At 66.3% G+C, this 11,177-nt stretch carries 10 protein-coding genes; 5 read left to right on the forward strand and 5 right to left on the reverse strand.

The window, feature by feature from the left end; translation table 11 throughout:
* Nucleotides 1–1,977: cation-translocating P-type ATPase (locus tag KGM94_RS19065; RefSeq protein WP_300262846.1), on the forward strand; the 1,977-nt coding region annotated here is incomplete at its 5' end.
* A 4-nt stretch (nt 1,978–1,981) separates the two neighbouring features.
* Here KGM94_RS19065 and ntrC read toward each other — a convergent pair.
* From ntrC to dusB, 3 genes are read right to left on the reverse strand one after another with little or no spacing between them, the layout of a single operon-like run.
* Nucleotides 1,982–3,424 carry a nitrogen regulation protein NR(I) gene (gene ntrC / locus KGM94_RS19070; protein ID WP_300262872.1) on the reverse strand — a complete coding sequence of 481 codons (1,443 nt, stop codon included), beginning with the start codon at nt 3,422–3,424 and terminating at the stop codon, nt 1,982–1,984.
* A 9-nt stretch (nt 3,425–3,433) separates the two neighbouring features.
* Nucleotides 3,434–4,612 carry a nitrogen regulation protein NR(II) gene (locus tag KGM94_RS19075; protein ID WP_300262848.1) on the reverse strand — a complete coding sequence of 393 codons (1,179 nt, stop codon included), beginning with the start codon at nt 4,610–4,612 and terminating at the stop codon, nt 3,434–3,436.
* Entirely contained in the window at nt 4,609–5,610 is a 1,002-nt protein-coding gene (gene dusB, locus KGM94_RS19080; RefSeq protein WP_300262851.1) for a tRNA dihydrouridine synthase DusB, read from the reverse strand. The genes KGM94_RS19075 and dusB overlap by 4 nt, the downstream gene beginning before the upstream one ends.
* A gap of 277 nt (nt 5,611–5,887) precedes the next feature.
* On the opposite strand from dusB, the gene KGM94_RS19085 reads away from it, so the two are divergent.
* The 4 genes from KGM94_RS19085 (at nt 5,888) to KGM94_RS19100 (ending at nt 10,042) form a co-directional block, all read left to right on the forward strand.
* Nucleotides 5,888–7,081 (forward strand): bifunctional 2-C-methyl-D-erythritol 4-phosphate cytidylyltransferase/2-C-methyl-D-erythritol 2,4-cyclodiphosphate synthase, encoded by a 1,194-nt coding sequence (locus KGM94_RS19085; RefSeq protein WP_300262854.1) that lies wholly within the window; start codon nt 5,888–5,890, stop codon nt 7,079–7,081.
* Nucleotides 7,082–7,085: 4 nt separating this feature from the next.
* Nucleotides 7,086–7,688, forward strand: a complete 603-nt coding sequence (locus KGM94_RS19090; RefSeq protein WP_300262857.1) for a CinA family protein — start codon at nt 7,086–7,088, stop codon at nt 7,686–7,688.
* 119 nt (nt 7,689–7,807) lie between these two features.
* Nucleotides 7,808–8,104, forward strand: a complete 297-nt coding sequence (locus tag KGM94_RS19095) for a hypothetical protein (RefSeq protein WP_300262860.1) — start codon at nt 7,808–7,810, stop codon at nt 8,102–8,104.
* A 153-nt stretch (nt 8,105–8,257) separates the two neighbouring features.
* Nucleotides 8,258–10,042 carry an IS1634 family transposase gene (locus tag KGM94_RS19100; protein WP_300262863.1) on the forward strand — a complete coding sequence of 595 codons (1,785 nt, stop codon included), beginning with the start codon at nt 8,258–8,260 and terminating at the stop codon, nt 10,040–10,042.
* Between the two features lie 185 nt (nt 10,043–10,227).
* On the opposite strand, the gene KGM94_RS19105 is transcribed toward KGM94_RS19100, so the two are convergent.
* Both KGM94_RS19105 and KGM94_RS19110 read right to left on the reverse strand, forming a co-directional pair.
* A complete protein-coding gene (locus KGM94_RS19105; RefSeq protein ID WP_300262866.1) occupies nt 10,228–10,692 on the reverse strand; it encodes an SRPBCC family protein in 465 nt (154 codons plus the stop codon).
* A 6-nt stretch (nt 10,693–10,698) separates the two neighbouring features.
* Nucleotides 10,699–11,177 (reverse strand): lipoyl synthase (locus KGM94_RS19110; protein ID WP_300262869.1); only part of this gene is annotated, 479 nt, incomplete at its 5' end.

Raw genomic sequence — 11,177 nt, forward strand, 5'->3', positions numbered from 1 at the left:
GGCAGCGGCCTTGCCGAGGTGATCGCGACCGGGTTGCGCAGCGAGATCGGCAAGATCGGCCAGTCCCTGCAGAGCCTCGACACCGAGCCGCCGCGGCTGCAGACCCAGACCGCGCGGCTGGTGCGGCTGTGCGCGCTCGGCGGCGCGGCCGTCAGCATTCTCGCCGTCGTGCTCTACGGAACGCTGCGCGGCGGCTGGCTCGACGCGCTGCTCGCCGGCATCGCCATCGGCATGTCGATGCTGCCGGAGGAATTTCCGGTCGTCCTCACCGTGTTCATGGCCATGGGCGCCTGGCGCATCTCCAGGGCGCGCGTGCTGACCCGCCGCGCCGCCTCGATCGAGACGCTGGGCTCCGCCACCGTGCTGTGCACCGACAAGACCGGCACGCTGACCGAGAACCGGATGAGGATCGCCGCACTGCGGCTGCCCGACGGAACGATGCTGCGGACGTCAGACATCCCGGCCGGCCTCTCGGCGGAGTTCGGTGGGATCGCGGTCCATGGCTTCCTCGCCAGCACCCCCGAGCCGTTCGACCCCATGGAAAAGGCGTTCCACGCCTTTGCCCGCGACACGAGGGGCGCGCGCGAGCGCCTGCCCGATGCCGACTGGCGCCTCATGCAGAGCTACGGTCTGCGTTCCGATCTCCTGGCGATGACACAGGTCTGGCAGCGGCCGGACAGCCACGAGCTCCTGGTCGCCAGCAAGGGCGCGCCGGAGGCGATCGCCAGGTTGTGCGGACTTGCCGAGCCCGAGACCCGCGCCCTTCAGCAGGCCGTCGATGCCATGGCGGCGGATGGCTTGCGTGTGCTCGGCATCGCCGCGGCAAGCCACAGCGGTGAGGCGCTTCCGGCATCCCAGACCGGATTCGCCTTCCGCTTTCTCGGTCTCGTCGGGCTTGCCGACCCCTTGCGTCAGGGCGTGCCGGCGGCCGTCAGCGACTGCCGTGCCGCCGGCATCCGCGTCGTCATGATCACCGGCGACTATCCGGCGACCGCGCAGGCCATCGCGCACCAGGCCGGCATCGAGATGTCCGACGTCCTGACCGGCGACCGCCTGCGCGAGCTCGACGACGCGGCGCTGGCGGCGAGCGTCAGGCAGGTCAACATCTTCGCGCGCATCGTGCCGGAGCAGAAGCTGCGGATCGTTCAGGCGCTGAAGGGCAACGGCGAGATCGTCGCCATGACCGGCGACGGCGTCAACGACGCGCCGTCGCTGAAGGCCGCGCATATCGGCGTCGCCATGGGCGGACGCGGCACCGACGTCGCCCGCGAAGCCTCGGCGATCGTGCTGCTCGACGACGATTTCAGCTCCATCGTCACAGCGATCCGGCTGGGCCGGCGCATCTACGACAATCTGCGCAAGGCGATGGGCTTCATTTTCGCCGTGCATGTTCCCATTGCGGGCATGGCGCTGCTGCCGCTCGTGCTCGGGTTGCCGATCTTCTTCAGCCCGATCCACATCGCCTTCATCGAGATGGTGATCGATCCCGTCTGTTCGCTGGTGTTCGAGGCGGAGACCGACGAGCGTGACGTCATGCGGCGGCCGCCGCGCGCGCCCGATGCGCCGCTGTTCTCGTGGTCGCTCATCGTCTGGAGCGTGCTCCAGGGCGCGTTCGCCTTCGCGGTGGTCGGCTTCGTCTATGTCGGGGCGCATTGGCGCGACATGCCCGACGACGAAGCCCGGGCGCTCGGTTTCGTGTCGCTGATCCTGGTGACATTCAGCCTGGTGCTGGTCAACCGCTCCTTCAGCGCCTCGCTGGTGCGCGCCTTCCGTCGTCCGAATGCGATGCTCGGCTGGATCCTGCTCCCGATCGCCGCCGCACTGAGCGCGGTGCTGCTATGGCCCGCCGCGGCCTCGCTGTTCCGGTTCGGGCCGCTGCACGGCGACGACCTGTTCGTCACCCTCGGAGCCGCCGCGGCGGTGCTGTTCGTGCTCGAAGCGCTCAAGCCGATCTGGCGCGCGCGGCTGCGGGAGTGAGCGATCAGCCCCCGCTGCGATAGACCTGGATGTCGAGGTCGCGGATCTTCTTGCGCAGCGTGTTGCGGTTCAGGCCGAGCAGGTCCGCGGCGCGGATCTGGTTGCCCCGGGTGGCGGCGAGCGCGGCCGTGAGCAGCGGGATCTCGATCTCCTTGAGGATGCGGTGATAGAGGCCGGGCGGCGGCATGCCGTTCGGAAAGCCCTGGAAGTGCGAGGAGAGATAGGCCTCCACCGCTCCGCCGAGATTGTCGACGCCCTGCGCCGCGGCTGCACCTGGACTCACCGAGGGCGGCGCGAGCTCGCCGTCGATCACCGAGGCCGTGATGACGTCCTGCGGATAGAGCGCGGCGAGGCGCCGGGCGAGGTTCTCCAGCTCGCGCACGTTGCCCGGCCAGCGGTGCTGCTTCAGCCGTTCCAGCGCCAGCGTGTCGAGCTTCTTCGGCGGCAGGCCGTCCTTCTCGGCAAGCGCAAAGAAGTGACGGATCAGATCGGGCAGGTCTTCGATGCGTTCGCGCAAGGGCGGCAGCCGCAGCGGCACCACGTTGAGACGGAAGAACAGATCCTCGCGGAACAGGCCCTGCTGGATCAGTACGCGCAGGTCCTTGTTGGAGGCCGCGACGATCCGCACGTCGGTCTTGATCGGGGTGCGGCCGCCGACGGTGGTGTATTCGCCCTGCTGCAGCACGCGCAGCAGACGGGTCTGCGCCTCCATCGGCATGTCGCCGATCTCGTCGAGGAACAGCGTACCGCCCTCGGCCTGCTCGAAGCGGCCGGAGGCGCGCGTGTTCGCCCCGGTGAAGGCGCCCCGCTCATGGCCGAACAGCTCGGATTCGATCAGGTCGCGCGGGATCGCCGCCATGTTGACCGCAACGAACGGGCCGTTGCGGCGCTTGCCGTAGTCGTGCAGCGCGCGCGCCACCAGCTCCTTGCCGGTGCCGGACTCGCCCGTGATCATCACGGTGAGGTCGGTCTGCATCAACCGCGCCAACACGCGGTAGATTTCCTGCATCGCCGGCGAGCGGCCGACCAGCGGGATCCCCTCCATCTCAGCGTCGTCGTCAGGGCTTGCCGCCCGCTCCTTGGGCTCGGCCAGCGCGCGGCCGACGATCGCGATCAGCTCCTTCAGGTCGAACGGCTTCGGCAGATATTCGTAGGCCCCGCGCTCGGACGCGCGGATCGCCGTCATGAACGTGTTCTGCGCGCTCATGACGATGACGGGCAGGTTCGGCCGCATCTTCTTGATCCGCGGCAGCAGGTCGAAGGCATTTTCGTCCGGCATCACCACGTCGGTGATGACGAGATCGCCCTCGCCCTGGCTGACCCAGCGCCACAGCGTGGCGGCGTTTCCGGTCAGCCGGACCTCGTAGCCGGCCCGGGACAGTGCCTGATTGAGAACCGTGCGGATGGCGGTGTCGTCATCGGCAACGAGAATGCTACCTGCGGGCATCGTCATTCCTCATTTCGCCCCCTGTGAGGCAGGCGACGGCTTCCCGGCAAGGTCGGCGCGACTGCTTTGATCATTGTGCTTGGTGGAGGTGCTGTACATCGGCATCAGCACGCGGAAGGTGGTCTTGCGCGGCTGCGACTCGCATTCGATGATGCCGCCGTGATCGCCAACGATCTTTGCGACCAGCGCCAGCCCTAAGCCGCTGCCGGTCTGCTTGGTGGTCACGAAAGGATCGAACAGGTTGGGCAACAGGTCTTCCGGCACGCCCGGACCGTTGTCCTTGACGCAGAATTCGAGCGGCAGCGACACCCGCGATTTCTGGCCGGGCACCGACAGGCGCACGCCGGGACGGAACGCGGTGGTGAGCTGGATCTCGGCGTCCGAACCGAGGTCGACCACGGCTTCGGCGGCGTTCTTCACCAGGTTGAGGAACACCTGGATGAGCTGGTCCTGGTTCGCGAGCACCGGCGGCAGCGAGGGGTCGTAGTCCTCGACGAAACGGATGTTGCGGGCAAAGCCCGACTGCGCCAGCCGCTTCACATGGTCGAGCACGGAATGGATGTTGACGGGACCGCGCGCCACCGGACGGTCATCGCCGAACACCTCCATGCGGTCGACCAGCGTGACGATGCGGTCGGCCTCGTCGCAGATCAGCCGCGTCAGCATGCGGTCCTCGGAGGAAGCCTGCTGCTCCAGGAGCTGCGCCGCGCCGCGGATGCCGGAGAGCGGATTCTTGATCTCGTGCGCCAGCATGGCGGCGAGCGCGATCACCGAGCGCGCGGCGCTGCGATGGGTGAGCTGGCGATCCATCTTGTCGGCGATGGAGCGCTCCTGCAGCATCACCACGATGTGGCCGGGCCGCTCGGTGAGCGGGGCGACGTGCAGGTCCACCTGGCGGTCGCCGCCCATCCGCGGGGTGCCGAGATCGACCTTGTACTCGTTGACCGGCGAGTTCGACGAGCGCACCTGGTCGATCAGCGCCAGCAACGGGCTGCCGAACGGCACCAGCTCCTTCAGCGACTGCCGCTTCAAGAACTGCGTCGAGATGTCGAAGAAGGCTTCGGTCGCGATGTTGGCATCCACGATCTTGCCATCGGGCCCGACCAGCAGCACCGGATTGGGAAGCGCGTCGAGGATCGCATCGCTGTCGGTCGGCGGCGAGCGATGATGTTCGGCGGCTGAACTCATGCAGCGGCGCTCCATGCGAAGTCGTCGAAGGCATCCTGCAGCGACCGGTGCACGAGGCGCGGGTCCTCCGCGGTGAGGATCTTCTGGCGCCAGCCCTTCAGCCGATCGGCCGGCGTGCGCGTGACGCCGGCGGCGACGTCGAGCGCCCAGCCGAGATGTTTTCGCGCATGGCGCAGGCCGACGCGCAGGCCGTAGAGCTCGCAGATGCCCTCATAGAGGGTGCGGATATGGGCGAGCTGCTGGGTCAGCGACGGCGCGGGCTCGACCGTGCCGCCCTGCAGGCGGCGGCCGATCTGGCCCGGCAGCCAGGGCTGGCCCTGTGCGCCGCGGCCGATCATCACGGCGTCGGCGCCCGAGGCTTCCAGCGCCGCGACCGCGGTGTCGAACGAAGTGATGTCGCCGTTGACGACGAGCGGGAGAGCCGTCGCCTCCCTCACCCCGCGGATCGCATCCCAATCGGCCTCGCCCTTGTAGAACTGGCAGCGGGTGCGGCCGTGCACGGTGATGAGCTTGACGCCGGCGGCTTCCGCCCGTCGCGCCAACTCCGGCGCGTTGCGGGTGCGGTCGTCCCAGCCGAGCCGCATCTTCAGCGTAACCGGGATTTTGACTGCCGCGATCGTCGCCTCGATCAGGCTGACGGCGTGGTCGAGGTCGCGCATCAGCGCGGAGCCGGACTGGCCGCCGGTCACGTGGCGCGCCGGACAACCCATGTTGATGTCGATGATGTCGGCGCCCGCGGCCTCCGCGATCCGGGCGCCCTCCGCCATCCAGCGGGCCTCGCAGCCTGCAAGCTGCACGACGTGGGGACCGAGCCCCGTCGCTTCGCAGCGCAACCGCGACATCGGATGGCCGTTGGCGAGATCGTCGCTGGCCGTCATCTCGGACACGACCAAGCCAGCCCCGAGTTCGGCGGCCAATCGCCGAAACGGTGAGTCGGTCACACCCGACATCGGCGCCAGGAAAACCGGGTTGGCGATTTCAATATCGCCAATTTTCAAAAGCTTAGCTCTTGTTCCAACCGAGCCGGTCACGGACGTCTCGTTCACTGGGCGGCGCATCATCGCGCCTGACATGATCTATCTTGCGCACAATTATTATGCAGTCAAGCATCATGCCTACAGTTTAGACAGTTCTTCTCAGGTTGCAAGTGCAGTGCAACAAAATCGTCCTGCTGACAATCCGGGGGAAACACCCTGTTTTTGCGGGCCTGCCGTGCTAGAGGCCTGCGATCACGCCTTTCCCGACAATCACCATTTCTCGAGTGTTTCACGTCCCATGGCGAAATCGCAGCGCACCGCCGTCGTCCTTGTCGCCGCCGGGCGCGGCCTGCGCGCCGGCGCGGGCGGGCCGAAGCAGTACCGTACGATCGGCGGCCAGCCGGTGATCTATCGCGCGATGGAATCGTTCAGCCGCCACCCCGACGTTTGCGCGGTGCAGCCTGTCGTCAACCTCGACGACGGCGCGATGTTCACGACCACCGTGGCGGGCCTCTCCCACGAGCCGCCGACCAATGGCGGCGCGACGCGGCAAGCCTCCGTGCTCGCGGGCCTCGAGGCGCTCGTCCCGCACCAGCCGGACATCGTGCTGATCCACGACGCGGCGCGGCCCTTCGTCTCGCAGGCGCTGATCTCCCGCGCGATCGAGGCGGCAGCGCGCACCGGCGCAGCGATTCCCACTATTCCCGTGACCGACACCATCAAGCTCATCGGCGAGGCCGGAGCCGTCGAGGGGACGCCGGAACGGGCACGCCTGAGAATCGCCCAGACACCGCAATCCTTTCGTTTCGACGTCATCCTCGAGGCGCATCGTCGCGCGGCGAAGGAAGCCCGGTCCGATTTCACGGACGATGCGGCGATTGCGGAATGGGCGGGATTGACGGTCACGACCTTTGAGGGCGATGTTGCCAACATGAAGCTCACCACACCCGAGGATTTCGTGCGCGAGGAAGCGCGCCTGGCCGCCGCGCTCGGCGACATCAGGACCGGCACCGGCTACGACGTGCACGCCTTCGGCGACGGCGACCACGTCATGATCTGCGGCGTGCGCGTGCCGCACACCAAGGGCTTTCTCGCTCATTCCGACGGCGACGTCGGCCTGCATGCGCTGGTCGACGCCATCCTCGGCGCGCTGGCCGACGGTGACATCGGCTCGCACTTCCCGCCGAGCGATCCGAAGTGGAAGGGCGCCTCCTCCGACCGCTTCCTGAAATACGCCGTCGAGCGCGTCACCGCGCGCGGCGGGCGCATCGCCAATCTCGAGGTGACGCTGATCTGCGAGCGGCCCAAGATCGGCCCGTTGCGCGACACGATGCGCGCGCGCATCGCCGAGATCTCCGGCGTCGACATTTCGCGGATTGCGGTGAAGGCCACGACCAGCGAGCGGCTCGGCTTCACCGGCCGCGAGGAAGGCATCGCGGCCACCGCGAGCGCCACCATCCGTCTGCCGTTCGACAAGAATTGGAGCGCGTAAGGCCATGGGCGGCAGCGACGCACGCGCCCTCTCCCGCTCGCTGCTCGATTTGTGCCGGATGCGCAAGCTGACGATCGCGACCGCCGAGTCCTGCACCGGCGGCCTCGTCGCCGGCGCGCTGACCGACATTCCCGGCTCGTCCGACGTGATCGACCGCGGCTTCGTCACCTACTCCAACGACGCCAAGCGCGCGATGCTCGGCGTCGAGACCGGCACGCTGGTCAATTTCGGCGCCGTCAGCAAGGAGACCGCGACCGCGATGGCGGTGGGCGCGCTCGAGCGCGCCGGCGTCGATCTCGCGGTTGCCATCACCGGCATTGCCGGACCGGGCGGCGCCACCCCGGGCAAGCCGGTCGGCCTCGTGCATTTCGCCGCCGCCGCGCGCGACGGCCGCATCATCCATCGCGAGCACCGCTTTGGCGCGATCGGCCGCAGCGCGGTGCGGCAGCGTTCGGTGGTGGAAGCCCTGCGCATGCTGATGGAGCTCGCCCGCGGCCCGCAAGTCGCCGCAAAGTCGCGCCGCGCGGCGGCAAGCCGCCTGCGCCCCCGCATCGCCCGCTCGCCGCGGCGCGGCGTTGCAAAGCGAAGACGGCCGCCGCGGGGCTGAGCGGCGCGGTCGCGGCTGGCAGGGGAACAGCGTCGTCGAGATTTGTTGCGCGGCGCGCGGAACGTTTTCCATGCGCTCCTGTTCGGACCTGATCAGGCGCGCAAGAAGAGGAGCGCATCATGAAACTCGATTCGCGACAGGTGACGGAGACTTTGACGCAGCTTGATGCGCAGGTGCTTCCCGACAACCATCCCGCAATCGGGCAACTCTGTGACATCTTCGGAGAGCATACGTTCTTCGTCGACGACAGTGGCCTGAAAGTGCTGGAGCCGACCGATGATCCGATCGAGAGCGAAACGATGACCGGTGAGGTCGTCAGCCTCGCCGACTGGAGCGATGCCACCGCGACCAGCCTGCGCGCACATGAGCCGCAGCCGACCGGAATCACGGTCGTCTTCGAGCAGACCAGGCATTAGCCCATCTTTCACGGTTCGGGCGTGTTTGCTCGATTTTTTGAGTTGTGAGGGGCAGAAGCCGAGTCGGATCAATGGCCGATTTGCAAGATCGGCGTGTAGTGTAGACCTGCCATCTTTCGGCCTTGCGGCGACGCAGCTAGATTCGCGTGCATCATGTTTTTGCGCGAGAATCGACGCTTCAAAGACGGCAAACATCACCGCTACTGGAACATCGTCGAGAACCGGCGATGCGCCGGTGGCAAGGTGGTGCAGCGGCAGGTGCTTTATCTTGGTGAGATCAATGACAGCCAGGTCGCCGGCTGGAGCCGCGCGATCGAGGCTTTTGATGAGGACGCCCAGCGTTACAAGCAGCTTTCGTTATTTCCTGCCGACAAGACGATGCCGCAAGAAGCGGCAGGACATGGCGTGCAAGTGCGGCTTGATGCGATGCAGCTGCATCGGCCGCGGCAATGGGGCGCTTGTTGGTTGGCAAATCATCTCTACGACGAGTTGCAGCTTGATGCGTTCTGGTCACGTCATCTGCCCGCCTCGCGGAAGGGAAGAGACTGGCAGAAGATTCTGCAAACGTTGGTGTGTTATCGCCTGATCGATCCGGGCAGTGAGTGGCGATTGCATCGGCAATGGTTCGAACAGAGCGCCATGGCCGATCTGTTGGGCGCAGATTTTGCGCTGGCGGCGAAGAACGGCCTCTATGGTTGCCTGGACAAGATCCTGCCTCACAAGCAGGAGCTGTTTTCGCATTTGCGGCAACGCTGGCAGGATCTGTTTGGCGCGCGGTTCGAGGTGCTGCTCTATGATCTGACCAGCACCTATTTTGAATCGCCGCCGCCGGACGACGAGACCGATAAGCGTCGCTACGGCTATAGTCGCGACAAGCGCAGCGATTGCGTGCAGATCGTCATCGCGCTTGTCGTGACGCCGGACGGCTTTCCGATCGCTTATGAAGTGCTCCCCGGCAACACTGCCGATAGCACGACATTGCGCGGCTTTCTGCAGAAGATCGAAGCGCAATACGGCAAAGCCGAACGGATCTGGGTGATGGATCGCGGCATCCCCACCGAGGCCGTGCTGGCGGAGATGCGTCAGGCCGATCCTCCGGTCTACTATCTCGTCGGTACGCCCAAGGGACGGCTCTCGACGCTGGAGAAAGCGCTGCTCGATAAGCCCTGGAAGACTGTGCGCCAGGGCGTCGACGTCAAGCTCCTGCCGCAGGAGCAAGAGACCTATGTCTTTGCCCAGAGCCATGCACGCATCCACAAGGAACGCGCCATGCGACAGCGCAAGCTGAGGTGGCTATGGGCGCGGCTGCAGCAGATTGTCGGTATGACGCTGACGCGCAAAGAGCTGTTGATGAAGCTCGGAGCCGCGCGTGCAAAAGCGCCCGCCGCATGGCGGCTGCTCGATATTGACATTCCTGACAGCGGCACGGCCTTCATCTTCAAGCTCAACCGCAACAAGTTGCGCGCCGCACGCCGTCGCGAAGGGCGCTATTTGCTGCGCACCAACCTCAACGGTCGCGATCCTGCCGATCTGTGGCAGTTCTATATCCAGCTCACCGAGATTGAAGCCGCCTTCAAGAACCTCAAGGATGATCTGCAGCTGCGGCCGATCTATCATCAGCTCGAGCATCGTATCGAGGCGCACATCTTCGTCGCTTTCATCGCCTATTGCCTGCAGGTCACGCTGCGCGCCCGCCTGAAGACGCTCGCTCCCGGTCTCACGCCGCGCGCCGTGCTCGACAAGATGGCCGCCATCCAGATGCTCGACGTGCACTTTCCGACCACCGACCGCCGCATACTGGTCCTCACCCGATACACCGAGCCCAATGCCGACCAGAAGCTTCTGTTGCGTCAGCTCAAGCTCGAACTGCCGCCTCAGCCGCCGCCACGCCTTACGACGGCACCGCCAGCAGTCCGCTACCCGGCCCCCGCGCTGTAGTGGAGACCTTCGGGGTGCGCCCCTTGATTCAAATCAGGTTTTTCCGCCAACCGTGAAAGATGGGTTAGCCTGATCCCGTCATTGCGAGCGTAGCGAAGCAATCCAAGGATCGCTTGGTCGCAAGAGTTCCTCGCGATGACGGCGCGGTGCGCGCCGCGCTCGTGCTGCGGCGTGCGACGGGCTTCTTAGGCCGGCTTCTGCCGTCCGTAGATCGCATCCGCGCGCTTCTCGAAGGCGGCGGAAAAACGGGCAAACGCGGCGTCGAACATCGAGCCCATCAGCATTGCGAGCATCCGGCTCTTGAACTCGTAAGCGATGAAGAATCCGACGTCGCAGGCGCCCTCGCCCTTCGGCTCGAAGGTCCAGCGGTTTTCCATCTTGCTGAAGGGCCCCTGCAGGTACTCGACCAGGATCGTGAGGTTCGCCCGGTCGAGCGTCACCCGGCTGGTGAAGGATTCCTTGATCAGCTTGAAGGACACGGTCATGTCGGCGACCAGCACCTCGGTGCCGTCGGGCTTGGCGATACGCTGGCGGATCTTGAGCGCGCTGCAGAACGGCACGAATTCGGGATAGCGTTCGCCGTCGGCGACCAGATCGAACATCTCTGCCGCGCTGTGGTTGACCCGGCGCTTGCTCGAAAATCGGGGCATGTCGATTCAGCGGGCTGTCGCGGCCCGCGCTGCCTTTAGCCGCGCGAAATCGTCGCCGGCATGGTGCGACGAGCGGGTCAGCGGGCTCGCCGACACCATCAGGAAGCCCTTGGTGTAGGCGACCTTCTCGTAAGAGGCGAACTCGTCCGGCGGCACGTAGCGCATCACCGCGTGATGCTTGCGGGTCGGCTGCAAATACTGCCCGATGGTCAGGAAGTCGACGTCGGCCGAGCGCAGATCGTCCATCACCTGCAGCACCTCGTGCCGCTCCTCGCCGAGCCCGACCATGATGCCGGATTTGGTGAAGATGGTGCGATCGATCTCCTTGACCCGCTGCAGGAGCCGGATCGAGTGGAAATAGCGCGCGCCCGGCCGCACCGTGAGATAGCGCGACGGAACGGTCTCCAGATTGTGGTTGAAGACGTCGGGCCTCGCCGCCGCCACCACCTCCAGCGCGCCGTCCTTGCGCAGGAAGTCCGGCGTCA

It is taken from the genome of Bradyrhizobium sp. (assembly GCF_028868675.1).
In the GTDB taxonomy this organism is placed as follows: Bacteria; Pseudomonadota; Alphaproteobacteria; order Rhizobiales; family Xanthobacteraceae; genus Bradyrhizobium.